Source organism: Flavobacterium sp. 2755 (genome assembly GCF_031455715.1).
Lineage (GTDB): Bacteria > Bacteroidota > Bacteroidia > Flavobacteriales > Flavobacteriaceae > Flavobacterium.
Genome location: NZ_JAVDTG010000006.1, coordinates 328421 through 345357, shown reverse-complemented (window position 1 = coordinate 345357; position 16937 = coordinate 328421). Strand labels below are relative to the sequence as shown.

Genomic DNA, 16937 nt, shown 5'->3' with positions numbered 1-16937 from the left:
TTTTGAAACCTGTCGGGTTTGTTCTATACGCAAAGCATTATATTAACTTATATCACTTATATGGTTTAAAAAAAATTATGCTTTTTGCAGTAAACCCAGGATTTTATTTTCAACTTCTGGTGAGTCCCAGATATTTTCTATGTTGTCCAGTTTTAAAACTTCTTCCATAATACCGTTTTGGAAATCTCCAATTGCAAGTGCTTCGGCATACGGACGGTCACTAAAGGTAACACGGCTGTAAAGCGGAATCCATTTATCTGGGTGTTTATCTGAAAATACTTTTTCTATTTTCTTTTGTAATAAGAATTTTTCATCTGCCGTTTTGGTACTCATTTCCATGAAATTTCGGTACGAAAGTTCAGCAATTGCATCGGCATTTGGTTTGCGAGAAATTTGATATTCAGAGAAAATCTTTTTCCAGTCGTTTCCAAATTTCTCAATCATTTCATTTAGAACCGTAATATCTTCAAAACCGGCGTTCATTCCTTGCCCGTAAAAGGGAACAATAGCATGGCAGGCATCTCCAATTAAAGCAATTTTATCTTCGTAAGTCCATGGAAAACATTTCATGGTTACTAAAGTACTCGTTGGATTCTTAAAGAAATCATTTGCCAGTTCCGGAATCACTTCAATCGAGTCAGGGAAATTTTTCTCGAAGAAATCTTCCACCATTTTACGATCTGTAAGCGACTCAAAAGAATTAGCGCCTTCAAAAGGCATAAATAAGGTACAGGTAAAACTTCCGTCGAGATTAGGAAGCGCAATTAACATGTACTCGCCTCTTGGCCAAATATGAAATGAATTTTTATCTAATTTATGAGTTCCGTCAGCATTCGCGGGAATATTCAATTCCTTATACCCCATATTTAAAAATTCCTGAGAATAATTAAACATACTCTGACGCTGCATTCTGTGGCGGATTCTCGAAAAAGCCCCATCGGCACCAAAAACCATATCGTATTTTCGTTCTTCCCACTCGCCTCTTTCACTTTCGCCAATGTGCAAAGTTGCATCACTCAGCGTTACATCCCAGATTTTTTGTTCAAAATGAAATTCGGCTCCGGCATTTTCGGCTAAATCAATCATTTTGCGGTTTAGCTTTCCTCTGGAAATCGAATAAATTGATTCGCCTTCCTGTCCATAATTCTGAAAATTGAGTTTATCGACCAAATGAATGGCACGTTTATCCATAGGAATTGCAATTTCCCGAACCGCATCTCCTATTCCAACGCCGTCAAGCGCTTTCCATCCACGATTAGACATTGCAAGATTAATAGAACGTCCAGAAAAATTTATTTTTCGAATATCAGGGCTGCGATCATAAACATGAACTGTGTGACCTGCTTTTTTAAGATAAATTGCCAACAGCGATCCTACAAGTCCAGAACCTACAACAGCAATTTTTAGAGAAGTTTGCATCGGGGAAAATCTAATATATAAGATCGTAAAAATAAGTAATAATTGTACATAAGCTTTAAATTACAACAAATATTTAACCTTAAACACCAATATTTAGCTGGGCATGACCCGCCGAAAAAAGCGGGTCGGGCTTTCGGCTTTATCTTTTATTCCGCTCCGCTTCATAAAAGGATATCGCCTCTATCCCTCATGCAACACTCGTTTTCATAACAAAATCTCGTTTTAATGGATTTATTTAGATTTTCAAAAGAAGTAATTTCGCTACAGAAAACTATTAATCTATTCCAATTAAATAACCACAATGAACAGCGAAATTTTACAATCGGAAATCATTTTAGAAAATGAAAAAGTATTATTGATTCCATTTGAGAATGAAAGAAACATCGAACTCAAAGAAATTATTTTTGATGACGAAATCTGGAAATATATGGGAATGTATGTTCGCAACGATCAGGATTTCGAAAGTTATATTCAAAGTACCTTAAAACAAAAAGCAGACGGAATTTGTTATCCATTTCTCATTATAGATAAAGCTACAAACAGAGTTGCCGGAAGTACTCGTTACGGTTATTTAAATCATGCGAGTCAAAAATGTGAAATTGGCTGGACTTGGTACGGAAAAGATTTTCAGGGAACTGGTTTAAATAAAGCCTGTAAATATGAATTACTAAATTTTGGCTTCGAAAAAATTCAATTTAAAAGAATACAATTCAGCGCTGATCTTGAAAACTTAAGATCACAAAGAGCGATTGAAAACTTGGGAGCTTTAAAAGAAGGTTTATTTAGAAATAATTATATAGATTCTGAAGGAAACAGCAAAGACGATGTTTATTATAGTATAATTTTAGAGGAATGGCAGCATACTAAGCGAGATTATTTTGATGAATTTGTGTAAAAATCAATTCATATGTTTAATAAAAAAAGTAATACATTAGCTTGATATAAACTTATCTTTTCTTCGTAACCTATGAAAATTAAAACTTATTTAACAGCACTTCTTATTCTGGTTTCTTTTAATTTTTATGCTCAGTCAAAAATGCTAACCGGCCCTAAACATTTAATAAGGCTGGAAATTCCTAAAAACTGGGTTCAGGCCGAAAATGATCAAATTCCTTTTTTAATAAGGCCAGACGAGAAAAATAGCAGCGACGATACTTATATGTATGTTTATGGATTAGATTATCAATCGCCGCCTGATTTAAATTTATGGATTGAAGGAAATAGTTCGGAATTAAAAAATGATATTCCTGAAATAAAGATTGGTGAATTAAATTACAGCTTTGAAAATTTAAAGAAAGATAACTTTTTAACCGGACGTTATAAAGTTGTAAGCTACATATATCCTAATTTTAAAGAAGAAGCTTTATTGGTTATTGAATCTAAAACTACCATTATTACAGCTGTTTTAGCAGCAAAAGATCATGCTGAATTTGATAAATATCTTAATTCGTTTAAAGAACTTGTAAATTCAATTAAAATTAATGCTGCGAAAGTAACATTTGAATAAATTTTTAAGAGAAACAATTCAAACTAATAAACAAAAATGAACCTCTACTCAGAACATTATGTAACTCAAAAAGCTGAAAGGTTCGTCAATAAAATTTGGTGTTTAGACAACAGCATCGGCGAAAGCCTGATCGAAAATAAACTCGTTTTGCCAAACGGCTGTTTTAATCTCGCCATTGTAACGGGAAATGCTATAGAAGTTCATACCAGTAAAAACAAATACGAAATGAACAAAGGCATTTACTTTTGTTCGCAAATGACCAATAAAGTTTTGGTGAATATTCAGCCGAAAACTAAAGTTACTATAATACAGCTTCATACATGGACGCTTTCGATGTTTCCTAAATATGATTTAAGCAATTTTACAGATTCTATTCTTAAAATTAATCCTGAAGAATTACCTTTTAAAATTCAAATTGATGCTGAAATTGAAACTTTATTGAAAACCATAAATACTTATTTTGAAGAACTGTCTGATTTACATTCAGATAAAAATATGATTGAAAAAATCTGCGAAATCATTAAAAAACAAGAGGAAATTTCGGTTTCTGAAATCAGTAAAGATTTAAAATCATCACAACGATTGCTGCAGATTAAATTTAAAACGGCGACCGGATTAACTATTAAAAAATACATTCAGATTTTGAAGTTTAGAAAATCTGTTGATCAAATGGTAAATTCTGATTTAGAAAAACTAAAACTAACTGATGTTGCATTGTACAATAAATACTTCGATCAATCGCATTTCATAAAAAAGTTTAAAGATGTAACGAAGACAACGCCAAAGATGTTCGACCCCAATTCCTATTTTCTTTCGCAAAAAAGGTAAGTTTTCGCTTTTATACTATTTTTCAATTTTTGATTGATGTAATATTGCAAGTCATTAATCATCAATCAATCACAATGAAAATCAATCACACTTTTTTTCAATTAAAATTTATTTTAGTTGGAATTTTACTTTTTCAAATCCAATTTGGATTTTCTCAGGAAACCGAAAACTCGGCTTTGTACAAAACCATTATGTCAAAAGATAGTCTTCTTTTTAATATTGGTTTAAATACCTGCGATATAAAACAATTTGAAAATCTTTATACCGAAGATTTTGAGTTTTATCATGACAAAGACAGCATTTCGGATAAAGCCAGATTTTTAAAAACATTGAAAAACGGAATCTGTTCTCCAACAAGAAAATATAACTATCGCAGAGAACTAATTGATGGAAGCACCGAGATTTATCCGTTGTATAAAAATGGTATTTTATACGGAGCGATTCAAATGGGAACGCATCGTTTTTATGAAAATACGGCTGGCAGTACTGAACAGGCCGGAAGTTTTGCCAAATTCACGCATCTTTGGCTCTTAAAAAATAAAGATTGGAAATTAGCGCGATCATTGAGCTACAATCATCAAATGACAAGTTCGGCACCAAATAAATCGACTCTTTTTGATAATGACGATTTAACCGAAAAATGGCTGAAAGAAAACAAAGTACCAGCCCTTGGAATTGGAATTATAACAGATGGAAAACTAAAACAGGTAAAAGTTTTTGGCGAATTAAAAAAAGGTGTTACCGCGCCATATAATACCATTTGGAACGTAGCTTCTTTAACAAAACCTATCACTGCGATTACGACTTTAAAATTAGTGAGTTCAGGAAAATGGGATCTTGACGAGCCGCTTTATAAATACTGGACAGATCCTGATATTGCAAATGATCCTTATTTAAAATTATTGACTACGAGAATTGTTTTAAGTCATCAAACTGGTTTCCCAAACTGGAGATTTTTAAACGAATCTAAAAAACTGGATTTCAAATTCAAACCCGGAACTCAATATCAATATTCCGGCGAAGGTTTTGAATATCTGCGAAAAGCATTAGAGAAAAAATTTCATAAAACATTAGAACAATTAGCCGCAGAATTGGTTTTTGAACCGGCAAAAATGAATGATTCACAGCTGGTTTGGAATGATAAAATTGATCTTTCAAGATATGCCATTAATTATGACAAAAATGGAAATCCTTATGAACCGGTTAAAAATAAAACTGCAAACGCTGCCGACGATTTATTAACGACTATTGAAGATTACGGTAAGTTTCTTTGCAGTGTTTTAAACAGCGAAGGCTTGAGTAAAAAAGTGTTTGACGACATGAATGCGCATCAGGTCACAACGAAAAAAGATAAATATTTTGGTCTTGGTTTTGAAATTTATGATTTCGGAAACGGAGAATATGCTTTATCACACGGCGGCGCAGATCAGGGTGTTCAAACGCTGTTTTTCATACTTCCAAAAACAAAACAAGGTATTATTATTTTCACCAATGTTGATGACGGCTATAAAGTATACAAAGATTTAATTTCGCATTATCTTGGCGAAAATGGGCAAAAACTAATTGATATTGAAACGAAATAATTCACCCGAAAATCAATATTATAAAACTATAGCTATGCCAAAAATGATCAACATATTAGTTCTCTTTATGCTATTTTTAAAAAGAGAAGCTATCGCGCAAACCAATTCAGAGGTTTTAAAAATGGATCTTTTAAAAACTGAAATTATTAAAATGGACAGTTTACTTTTTGATGTTGCATTCAATCAATGTGATGCTGCTCTCTTTAAAAAAATAATTTCAGAAGATGTGGAGTTTTACGATGACCGTTCTGGATTGAACATATCTCAGGCAAATGAAATCAAATCGCTGATTTCAAAATGTGAGAGTCCGAAAAAATTAACCAGAAAATTAAATTCCTGTACAATTGATAAATTAGGCGATTTTGGAGCTGTACAATTAGGAGAACATACTTTTTATGTTGATGGCGTTCCAAAAGGAACCGGGAAATTTGTTCATATTTGGGAAAGGAATGGTAAAGACTGGAAATTGAAACGAATTGTGAGTTACGAGCATAGACCTTATAAAAACTAGCTTTTAGTTGACACTCAAATTCTTTTTTAGTAAAGTGAATGAAAAAAATCGTTGAATGTTGAAACCAAAACAAAATTCAATCGTCTAACATTTTAAGCACTTGGATTTATTGAAGTAAAAAAAATCGTACTTTCGGTTTCATTTTATTGAAAAATCTAGTTCTTAGAAGTTTCAATCATCAATCAAAAACGCATCATTCATTAACTAAACCCATAACCCAGCATTATGAAAAAATCAATCAAACTCATTGCACTCTGCGCAATACTATCGCTTTTTACAATAACTACTTTTGCGCAGGACAAAGCAAAACAAATCGAAGACCTTTTAGCCAAATACACTGAATACGGACAGTTTAACGGATCTGCTTTGGTGGCAGAAAACGGAAAAGTAATCTTTAAAAAAGGTTTTGGTCTGGCTAACATGGAATGGAATATTCCAAATCAATCTGATACTAAATTCAGATTAGGTTCTATCACCAAACAATTCACAGCATTTTTAATAGTAAAACTGGCTGAAGAAGGAAAAATAAAACTAGATGTGCCAATCACAACTTATTTACCCGATTATCCAAAAGAAAACGGCGATAAAATCACGATTCATCATTTGTTAACACATACATCGGGAATTCCAAATTATACTTCTACTCCAAACTTTCTTAGAGATAAAAGCCGTAACCCATATTCTCCGCAAGATTTTGTAAAAACATTTGATAAACTGCCACTTGAATTTAAACCGGGCGAAAAATTTAACTATAGTAATTCTGGATACTTTTTATTGGGTTATATTATCGAAAAAATTACAGGTAAAACCTATGAGCAATATTTACAGGAAACTATTCTTACTCCTTTAAATCTGGTAAATACAGGTTTTGACCATAGCGAAATTATCCTTAAAAACAGAGCTTCCGGTTATGAAAAACAAGGCAAAAACTTTGTTAACTCTTCTTTTATCGACATGAGTATTCCTTATGCTGCAGGTTCTTTATATTCGACTGTAGAAGATTTATATCTTTGGGATCAGGCGCTTTATGGCAATAAAATACTTTCAGAAAAATCAATGGAATCTTTATTCAAACCTTATATAAAATCATGGGGAGATGAATCTTATGGTTATGGATGGTCTTTAGAAGATGTTACTATTCAAGGTAAAGGCAAATTAAAAATTATTGAGCATGGCGGCGGCATAAACGGATTCAACACCATCATTTCACGCGTGCCTGCTGATAAAAATTTAGTTGTTTTACTGAATAATACCGGCGGAACGGTTTTAGGCGAAATGAATGAAGCTATTCGTAATATTTTATACAATCAGCCTTATAATCAGGCTAAAAAATCAATGGCACTTGAGCTTTTAGAAATTTTTAAAGAAAAAGGTACAGCTGCAGGTGTAGATACTTATAAGAAATTAAAAAGTGACCCTACTTATGGTATTAAAGAAGGCGACATGAATAATGCGGGTTACCAACTATTACAAACTGGAAAAAAGAAAGAAGCAATCGAAATTTTTAAAATTAATGTAGAAGCTTTCCCAAAATCAGGAAATGTTTATGATAGTTTAGGCGAAGCTTATTTAGCCGATGGAGACAAAAAACTGGCCTTAGCTAATTATTCAAAATCGGTTGAACTTGATCCTTCAAACGAAAATGGTAAAAAAGTATTAGAAGAGCTTTCAAAAAATAAAGCGAAATAATTTTTAGAAAATCTCTTAAAACCAACTCCGATAAAACCGATTTAAAATCTGTTTTATCGGAGTTCTTTTTGTTATAACTTGTAACATTCAAACTTTATAATTTATCATAAAAAATATTATTTTAGCCGTACCCAAAACAACTAAAATAACCTATGAAAAATCTAAAAAAGCACGCTTTTCTGGCTTTATTGCTATGCCTTTTAATTCCAACTATTTGTGTTTCGCAGACAAATTCTCCATCTGCAAAAATGCCTTCACAGCAAAATAAAATCATAATTGATAAAATCGTCGAAGCGGCTCATTACAAAAATTATGTAATTGATTATTGCCTTTCTAAAATAAACGAAGCTTCTGCAAAAGAAGGCTGGAACGAACAAAAAGCAATGGAAATTACGGAAAGCATTAATTACAAAAACTTCAGGGATGCGATCTACAATCTTTTTGTTGTGTATGACGAAGTGGAGCTTGAAACTCTGCTAAAAGCATACGAGAAAGATACAGCGTATCAAAGTCAAAATATTATGACAACAAGTAAAGTCCTTACTAATAACCTGAATATTTTTGCTAATGATATTGTGAAGGGGAAGTATATTGCAAAGTAAAGGCTCTGAGGTTCTGAGATACTAAGGCGCTAAGTCTTTTTTAAATTTTAAAAAACCTTTATCAAACATCAATTTGATAAAGGTTTTTTTATATCACAAACTTTGTAAAGTTTACTTTAACAAAATAACTGTGGCTTCGTGTTGATCCTTTGTTCCTGATATTTCGTAAATAAACTGCTTGTTTAGACTATCATTTACTATTACTTTTAATTTATAATTTTCAATGCCTTTTCCTTCTGCGATCAGATAAACTATATAGTTATCATCAAAATCCGTAGGGAAATCATCTACATTCCATTTTACATTTTTGCTTTCTGGAATTATTGAAACTACTTCGGCAGGAATGCCTTGGTTGTGTAATCTCAACTTCAACAACAATTCATTATCAGTAAAATTTGGTTCAAATATTGCCTTTAAATTAGGCGAATTCAGCTCTAACACATCGTCAATATATTTTCCTTTTAACATAGGAATTTCAGATATTCCTAGAAAAGGCTTTTTATCATCTTCTTCATAATGAGGAGATTGTTTAAAATCCCTTAAAATCATCCTTTGCAAATCGCTTCTTTTTAATTTGACTCTCCGTAATTTTCCTTTAGCATTTTCATATCCCTTTTCAATATAGAGATCATCTCCTGTTTCTTCCACATATAAAACTGAAAATTCAATAATAGAATCTGTTACTTTCTCCGTTTTTAAAAATATGTTTCTAAAATTAAAAGCATTGGTTGGTAATTGCAATACCGTATTTGTATCAATAGTTTTTAAAGATGCTGTTATTTTTTCATTTTTTTCTCTAAGAACTTTATTTGAATATTCTAAATCCATTTCTTTTTTTACTTTAACCTCCCAACAATGCATTGAAGTCAAAACAATTGCGCATACTGGAAGAAGTAATAAATAGTATTTGCCTTTAATTCCCGTTTGTTTTTCTTTGTAAACTACTGTATTAGAAACAGAATCGTGCCAATTTCCTTTACCTAAAAACGAAAGCGGATCAAAAGGAATATTTCTGCTCAGGGATCTTTTAAAAATAGTTGAAGCAGATACTTTTGCACCATTTTTATCTGTTACTCTGCTTTCTGTTAAAAATTTACCGGGTGTTGCCTGAAAAAGACTTTCAAATACAAAATAAAGAAGAGTACCAAAAAAGAAAACGAGAAACGAAATAAGAACTTGTCTATTAAATTGGGTTTCGAAACTCCTAAAAAACAAATCCAAATTATCAGTATGTGCAAAAATAAATAAGAATTGAAAACTAATAATTCCAAAAACTACTGCATCAATAATAAAATGCAATAATCGCTGCCAATTATCAGGTTTAAAGTAAATTATTTCTGTAGTTCTTGTATACACAAGAGTTTCAGAATCTATTACTTTTAACTTATTCAGATAAATAGTGCTTTTATAAAGAAAATAAAATATAAAAATTCGCAATCCTATTAAAGCAATGCTATAGATAATTTCCAGCACACTAAGCTGTTGTTCCGGGGCGAAAATAAAATAAAAATTGAATATAAGAGTATAGCAATTACTTATCAATAATACCGGAAAAGCGAAACGTAAAATTCTGGTTTCTTTTTCTTTAGAAAAATAAAAAACAAGACCTCCAATGAAAACCAGAACATTAAAAAGCACTATCCAGGAATTTCCACTTATCCACAAAATATCTTCTCTTATAACTAATACGTTATAATTAAACTGAAATAATACAGTCGAAATTGTTCGATTAATATCATCGTAAAAAAATTGAAGTATTAATCCTGAAATTGAAATCAATAAGGCAAGAAGCGTAATTATTTTTTTATACATTAAAAAAGAGTTAGGTTTCAAAAATAATCAAAATATTTTGGCAATATAATTACTGCTAATGTTTCGGTTTCAAAACCAGTTTAGTCGACGTTTTTATAATTTCCTCTTTATTCAATTTCATTTTTCTAAACTTTCCGGCGTTGTACATTTCTGCCTGATCACTGTAATGTTTACTGAACGGATTTCCAGATTGTCCGGTAGGCAGAATACTCCAGCTGTTTTCGATATCTGAAAAATCTACAATTCTTCTCGTTGAAGGTCCGCCTTTTACATAATACTTTCCTTCATTGGTTAAACCGAAAAATAAATTATTGATTACTTCATTTGAACCTGGCGAAGCAAAAGGCCCTACATTAAATAATCCACGAAGTGCTGCGACTTTTCCTAACGGATGTTCATGTTCAACCGTATGAACTTCTCCCCATTTCCAATCAGCAATTGTGGTTCCCAATTGTTTTTGAAGATCTGAAATAGCTTCATGAAATGATTTTGAAACAATGTCTTTTCTGGTTTCTTTTACATTTTTGGTTTTGATATTATCCCACCAAACCGAATTTTCATTTTTAACCTGATTGGCAATAACTTGTTTTCCAACAGAAATTCCCAAAAACATATTAAAATTGTCCTCGCCCATTTCGTCTTCAAAAGTATTCTTCAGATAAAGATAAACCCATTTATTATAAATCGTTGGCGCAACATCTTCCATGTTTGTAGTTCCTTTCCATGATTTTAAAACTTTTATAGCTTCTTTTTCTGATGCCGAAACAGTATTAAGATCAATATTCGAAATTAGATTTTGAACCGTTCCAACTGCAACTTCCGATGTATTATCATAAATCATTTTGCTGATTGCTTCTTTATCCCAATCTGATTTTGCATCCATTAAGCCCGAAATTCTTTTCGCACGATCTTCGGGCAGATAATATCCCGGATATAAAAATCCATCAATTGGTTCCGGTTGATTATTAGCCGAGTATACATAACCCCATTTCGGATTTTCAGCCGATGGGTTTTTCGAAAAATCTAAATATTCTACAATATCATCTTTCCCGCTTGAACCGTCTAAAATTAAATGTGTATTTACGCCTTTGCTATGTTTATACAATTTTCCTGTCGCCCACCAGCCTACATTTCCTTTGGCATCGCCGTACATCACATTTAATCCCGGCGCAGCAATTAAGCTGGCAGCCTTTTTAAAATCCTCTTTATTTTTAGCATGCGAAAGACCATAAGCGGCATCCAGAATTTGAATGGGTTGCTGCGTGTATGTCCACAACATGGCAATTGGATGTTTGCGATCCAATCGTTCCAGTAAATCATTCATGATTGGCCCGTGTCGGCTTGACTTAATTGTCAGCACAACATCCGAAGTATCTTTTACCTTAATTGTTTTTTTTCTGACTTCGTAATTCGAAAAACCCGTTGGCGTTTGATATTGATTAGAATCTCCGTCTTTATTTTTTTCCTGATAAAAATCGATGTCATCATTTTCAAACATCGTTAAACCATAGGCATAATCACGATTGTGCGCCAATAACGGAAACGGAGTTCCGGCCAAATAACAACCGTACAATTCATGTTTCGGAGTTACAATATGTGCCTCGTACCAAGTGGCTGGCTGCGAAAAACCAATATGCGGATCATTGGCAAAAATCACTTTTCCGCTTTTTGTTTTGTGCGGTCCCGCAACCCAGCTGTTACTTCCTATAAATGGCGGAATTGGCGATTTATCCAACAAAGCCGTAATTGATTTTGAAACAGCGGTATAATCTTCAATGTTTTCTTTTGAACTTTTGATCTGCGTAGTATTGAATTCACCTTCAATTCCTAAATCTTTCAAATATTCAACACCATATTTATTGCGAATATCGGTCAATAAAGGATCTGTTTTTTGAGCCATTGCAAAGCTAAAAGACATATATCCGAAGATATTATAAACATCTTTTATGGTAAATTTTTCCTTTTTTACGCCGACCAATGTAAACTCAACTGGCGTCGTTCCTTCTTCTAAATATTGATTTATTCCGTCCAGATATGCTTGCGTTAATTTATAACTTTCACTGTTTTTATCTAATTTGGCAATGGCTTTCGCCGAAGCTTCTTCAATACCAATTCCGGCAAAAAACTTATCATTTTTAAGTGCCACAGATCCGAAGATTTCCGATAATTTTCCCGGAGCAATTCTGCGAAGCAATTCCATCTGCCATAATCTTTCCTGCGCGTGAACGTATCCAAGTGCTGTCATGGCATCTTTTTCAGAATCGGCATAAATGTGAGGAATCCCATATTCATCAAAATATACTGTAGTTTCCTTTGAGAGATTTTTCAATTCTAATTCTCCTTCATACTTGGGTTTCAAATGAAAAATATAAGCACATAAACCTATTCCAAGTACAACAATAAGCAGTACTAAAACCAGCAGAAATTTTTTAAATCTTCTCATATTTTGCAAAAGTATAAACCGTGATGTTTGTAAAATGATGTAACCAAAATGAAGAATAATGTAATAATCATCCTTTTTTAAAGCCTAAATTTATGTATTTAAAATCAATCTTATAAATGTCAATATATAAAAAAATAGCAATCGGTGTAATTTCCCTTTTCTTACTTGTGATTTTGGCAAATATTGGCCTGAATTACTGGATTAAAAAACAGCTTCCGATTATTATTCACGAGAAAAACAAAACCGTTTATAATATCAATTATGAAAAAATTGAAGTTTCTCTTTTTTCCCGAAATATCTATGCAGAGACATTATTAGTAAGTCCGAAGAATCAGCCGAAAGACAGCAAAAATGGACTTTTCTCTAAAATTGAATCCATTACAATCAAACATTTTAACATTTGGGATTTGGCTTTTCGTGATATTATTCAGGCCGAAAGTATTATCATCAATAAACCCAGAGTGATTTTATATAAAAAAGGCGAAAAATTGTTGAATAACAGCAAAAGTATTAAAAGCGAAATCTTTGAACCTTTCCGTAAAATTGTTGCCGTTTCGAATATTTACTTAAATGACGGAACGGTCGATGTTGTTTCTTTAGATACTCAAAAACCAATTTTCAGCATTAAAAAAATCATTCTGAAATTAGAAGGAATTTTATTGACCGATGCTACTTTAAAAGAAAAAATTCCGCTGCAGTATAAAAGTTATGCCTTAGTAATTGATAGTTTATTTTATCGCCCGAGTGCTTTTTATCATATCAACATCGGAAAAATAAGTACCGAAAAGAACTTTCTAAAAATCAATAATTTCTCTAATCTTCCGCAATTTAGCCGAAGAGAATTCACGAAACGTTTAGATAAAGAAAAAGATATTTATACACTTAAATTCGACTCGGCTCAAGTTTCAAAAATGGATTGGGGATTTAAAAATGATCGTTTTTTCTTTAAAGCAAATTCACTTGTAATCAATCATTTTGACGCGAACATTTATCGCGGAAAAATGCCGAAAGATGATTTGAGCAAAAAATACCTGTACAATCATTTATTACGAAATATAAAATTCCCGCTTCAAATTGATACTTTGCAGGTTTTACAATCAAAATTGGTTTACGAAGAAGAAATTGATTTCTCCAAAGGTCCCGGAGTTTTAAATTTCGACAAATTCAATTTGCAGGCAACCAATCTGAGAAGTGGTTTTGGTTTGAAAAAAACAAACGATGTCAAAATCAAAGTGAAATGTATTTTTATGAAAACTTCGCCTCTCGATGTTGATTGGAGTTTTAATGTTTTGGATAAAAATGACAGTTTCCACATTCAGGGCGTGATTTCAAATTTTGATGTCAGGGCGATTGGGCAATTCAGTAAGCCGTATATGAATGCTTCTTTCACTGGAGTTTTTAATAAATACCGTTTTAATTTCTACGGAAATGACAATATTTCAAAAGGAAATGCTTCGTTAGATTATGACGATTTAAAAGTGAAATTGTACAAAAAGAAAAATCCTGAAAAAGAAGCCAAACTAAAATCGGCAATTGCTAATCTACTCGTCAAAAATGATTCAAAAGACAAAGCCAAAACCGCCGATGTCGAAATTGAAAGAATTCAGGAAAAATCATTCTATAACTTTTTATGGAGAAGTATTGCAGAGTCTTTGAAGAAGATTTTGATATAAAAGCATCTACGTTAATATAGCCTGCGGTTTCAACCGCAGGAACACAAGGCATTTCTACAATACGTTTCCCACGGTTGAAACCGTGGGCTATGTTTTTTTTATGAATCATAGTATTCCGAATAGTTTTGTCATTCCGAGGAACGAGGAATCGCACAAGAAACTCCGTACAGCATATCGCCAATCTTTGTCGGTTCCCTAATGCGATTCCTCGTTCCTCGGAATGACAAGATTGTGGAAATGTTCACGAATTAATTTTTAAAATTCTTCTAATAAAAATTTGTGAAAATTTGGGTAATTCGTGGCAACCAACCCACAAACCTGACAATTATCAGCTTTTAAAAAAATCCTTTTTTCAATATTTGCCTTTATTTTAATCTGAAAACAAATGGCAAAAATACCTTTACACACTTTTCATATTCCGGTGATGGGTCTTGCATATACAATTGACAGCCCAATTCGCGTGGCGCAATATGGAATTTCATCTGTTATTGCTCTCGCTGATGATGATTTGATTGAGAAGATGCGTAACTTTTACAGCACTAAATTCAATATTCCATACGAAGAAATCACTCAGAAATTTCATGATTACCGTGCAGAAAGAATTACTTCTTACTTAAATTTAGTTGATAAAATCGTAAAAGAAAAATTCGAGAATTTTAAAACGGAATTAGCAGAAAGCAAAACTTCTCTTGAAAATTTTATGTCGATGTTGCCTAATACTTCTGATATAAAAAAAGGATTTCAAAATTTACTGGATGATGGAATTGCTTTTAAAGAAAATATTCAGAATTATATCGAAACGAATCTTTTTCCGGGAGAAATCGACGTTAGCATTATGACGAAACTGGACAAAGATAATTTCATTAAAAACGAACAACTTCCGATTGAATTTAATGACGCTCACGCCGCTTTAAGAGGTTTTGCAAACAGTAATTTAGAATCGTCTGTTGTACTTTCTGCCGGAATGAATCCGAGATTGTTTGGTTATTTCGAAAATTTCAAAGATTTTTTCCCAAATGAAAATAACGAACTTAAAAAGAAAATCATTCTAAAAGTTAGTGATTTTAGATCAGCTATGATTCAGGGAAATTTCTTGGCCAAAAAAGGGCTTTGGGTTTCTGAATACCGAATTGAATCGGGATTAAACTGTGGTGGACACGCCTTTGCCACCGACGGACTCTTATTAGGTACGATTTTAGAAGAATTCAAGCAGAAAAAAGAACAACTGGTACAATCGACCCACGATTTAATGATTAAAGCTTTACAGCTAAAAAATCAGGCTTTTCCGGAAAAACCTTTAGAATTGAAAATTACAGTTCAGGGCGGAGTTGGAACAGCAGAAGAACATGAATTTTTATTAGATGAATATCAAGTGGATTCTGTTGGCTGGGGATCTCCGTTTTTATTAGTTCCAGAAGCAACTTCTGTAGATCAAGAAACAAGAAATTTATTGATGAATGCCAAAGAAGATGATTTTTATTTAAGCAATATTTCACCTTTGGGAGTTCCTTTTAATACTTTAAAAGGAACAACAAATGAATTTTTAAAACAAAAAAGAATTCACGAAAATAAAGCCGGAAGTTCTTGTCCGAAGAAGTTTTTAGCTTTAAGCAAAGAATATGATTCGCATGGAATTTGTACGGCTTCTAAAAAATATCAGGATATTAAACTGGAAGAGTTAAAAAATATAAAAGATACTTTATCTGCCGATGCATTTGAAAAAAGCAAAATCAAAATAACCGAAAAATCTTGTCTATGTGTTGGCCTAGCAAATGCTTCATATCTTGAAAATGACATAAAAGTAAAAGGTCAGGCACAAGGCGTTGTGATTTGTCCGGGGCCGAATTTAGCTTATTTTGATCATGAAGTTTCTTTAAAAGAAATGATACAGCACATCTATCACGGAAAATCGGTTTTGAGAACAGAACGTCCAAATTTATTTGTGAAGGAATTAAAAATGTATGTTGATTATTTTAGAAATGAAATTGAAAACATTTCAGGAGAAGTAACCGCAATGCAGTTAAAAAAATGGAATTCATTTAAAACAAATATTTTAGAAGGAATTGAATATTATCAGAATCTGTTTTTATCCACTTTTTATTTTAAAACCGAGGAAGAAAAAATCAAAAATCAATTCGATTTTTATAAATCAGAATTAAATGCGATCCAGATTCCGAAACCAGAATTAGTATAAAACAAAACGCCGATTTAGAAATTCTAAATCGGCGTTTTTAATATATAGTTAAAATCTATTCTTTCTTCTTGTTTTTGCTGTCAATAACAGCACCAGTTCCAGTTCCTAAAGCAGCTCCGGCCAAACCACCAATGATAGCGCCTTCACCTTTTTTCTTACTCACAATTGCTCCGGTTGCAGCACCAACTCCGGCACCAATTACAGCACCTTTAGCAGTTGCACTCCATCCTTTCTTTTTGGTAGTTGTGGTAGTTGTAGCATTTCCGTTTGCAGCTTGCTCATGTACAACAACAACTTTTTGAGATTCAACTTTCTGCTCTTCTTTTATCTTCGCCATTTCTGTCTTCATTGAATCGATAACACGCTGCTTGTTAATCTCAACTTTCATTGAATCAATACTGGCTTGTTTGGCTTTGTTTATATCTTCTTTACTTTGATTTTGACAAGAAGTGATAAGTATTGCCGCTAATAATATATATAAGCCTTTCATGATTGTAGTTTTTAAAATTATACACTACAAAATACGGAATATATCCCGTGCTGATTATTACATGATTTTTGAGAAACGTTATATGATTAGAAGATTTTGTGCTGTTTTCTCGCAAAATTTTTATTTTAAGCTGAATGGTTTAATCTCGCAAAGTTGCAGAGGCGCAAAGTTTTAATTTTTTAAGTT

13 protein-coding genes are annotated in these 16937 nt (G+C 32.5%); 9 read left to right on the top strand and 4 right to left on the bottom strand.

All coding sequences use genetic code 11. The features are described from left to right. Positions 1-75: 75 nt before the first annotated feature. A complete protein-coding gene (locus J2Y38_RS16330; RefSeq protein ID WP_309844540.1) occupies positions 76-1419 on the bottom strand; it encodes an NAD(P)/FAD-dependent oxidoreductase in 1344 nt (447 codons plus the stop codon). Between the two features lie 301 nt (positions 1420-1720). Between J2Y38_RS16330 and J2Y38_RS16325 the strand changes: the two genes are divergently transcribed. The 7 genes from J2Y38_RS16325 (at position 1721) to J2Y38_RS16295 (ending at position 8139) form a co-directional block, all read left to right on the top strand. After that, a complete protein-coding gene (locus J2Y38_RS16325; RefSeq protein ID WP_309844537.1) occupies positions 1721-2314 on the top strand; it encodes a GNAT family N-acetyltransferase in 594 nt (197 codons plus the stop codon). A 72-nt stretch (positions 2315-2386) separates the two neighbouring features. Then, on the top strand, positions 2387-2926 hold the full coding sequence (locus tag J2Y38_RS16320) for a hypothetical protein (RefSeq protein ID WP_309844534.1): 540 nt from the start codon (positions 2387-2389) through the stop codon (positions 2924-2926). Positions 2927-2962: 36 nt separating this feature from the next. Beyond that, positions 2963-3754 carry an AraC family transcriptional regulator gene (locus J2Y38_RS16315; protein WP_309844531.1) on the top strand — a complete coding sequence of 264 codons (792 nt, stop codon included), beginning with the start codon at positions 2963-2965 and terminating at the stop codon, positions 3752-3754. Between the two features lie 74 nt (positions 3755-3828). After that, positions 3829-5337: a serine hydrolase gene (locus tag J2Y38_RS16310; protein ID WP_309844528.1), complete on the top strand. Its 1509-nt coding sequence runs from the start codon at positions 3829-3831 to the stop codon at positions 5335-5337. Positions 5338-5380: 43 nt separating this feature from the next. Continuing rightward, on the top strand, positions 5381-5848 hold the full coding sequence (locus J2Y38_RS16305; protein ID WP_309844525.1) for a nuclear transport factor 2 family protein: 468 nt from the start codon (positions 5381-5383) through the stop codon (positions 5846-5848). A gap of 225 nt (positions 5849-6073) precedes the next feature. Further along, positions 6074-7537 carry a serine hydrolase gene (locus J2Y38_RS16300; protein ID WP_309844523.1) on the top strand — a complete coding sequence of 488 codons (1464 nt, stop codon included), beginning with the start codon at positions 6074-6076 and terminating at the stop codon, positions 7535-7537. 152 nt (positions 7538-7689) lie between these two features. Further along, positions 7690-8139: a hypothetical protein gene (locus tag J2Y38_RS16295; RefSeq protein WP_309844521.1), complete on the top strand. Its 450-nt coding sequence runs from the start codon at positions 7690-7692 to the stop codon at positions 8137-8139. Positions 8140-8250: 111 nt separating this feature from the next. Here J2Y38_RS16295 and J2Y38_RS16290 read toward each other — a convergent pair whose 3' ends face one another. Together J2Y38_RS16290 and J2Y38_RS16285 are read right to left on the bottom strand one after the other, a co-directional pair. Continuing rightward, positions 8251-9951, bottom strand: coding sequence for an RDD family protein (locus J2Y38_RS16290; protein ID WP_309844519.1), 1701 nt, complete (start codon positions 9949-9951; stop codon positions 8251-8253). A 55-nt stretch (positions 9952-10006) separates the two neighbouring features. After that, positions 10007-12394 carry a penicillin acylase family protein gene (locus tag J2Y38_RS16285; protein WP_309844518.1) on the bottom strand — a complete coding sequence of 796 codons (2388 nt, stop codon included), beginning with the start codon at positions 12392-12394 and terminating at the stop codon, positions 10007-10009. A gap of 116 nt (positions 12395-12510) precedes the next feature. On the opposite strand from J2Y38_RS16285, the gene J2Y38_RS16280 reads away from it, so the two are divergent. Both J2Y38_RS16280 and J2Y38_RS16275 read left to right on the top strand, forming a co-directional pair. Beyond that, the gene (locus J2Y38_RS16280) at positions 12511-14067 is read left to right on the top strand and encodes a hypothetical protein (protein WP_309844516.1); all 1557 of its coding nucleotides are present in this window, start codon (positions 12511-12513) and stop codon (positions 14065-14067) included. A gap of 385 nt (positions 14068-14452) precedes the next feature. After that, positions 14453-16261: a hypothetical protein gene (locus tag J2Y38_RS16275; protein ID WP_309844512.1), complete on the top strand. Its 1809-nt coding sequence runs from the start codon at positions 14453-14455 to the stop codon at positions 16259-16261. A 55-nt stretch (positions 16262-16316) separates the two neighbouring features. On the opposite strand, the gene J2Y38_RS16270 is transcribed toward J2Y38_RS16275, so the two are convergent. Further along, complete coding sequence (locus tag J2Y38_RS16270) at positions 16317-16751, bottom strand: YMGG-like glycine zipper-containing protein (protein WP_309844511.1); 435 nt, start codon at positions 16749-16751, stop codon at positions 16317-16319. Positions 16752-16937 lie beyond the last annotated feature (186 nt).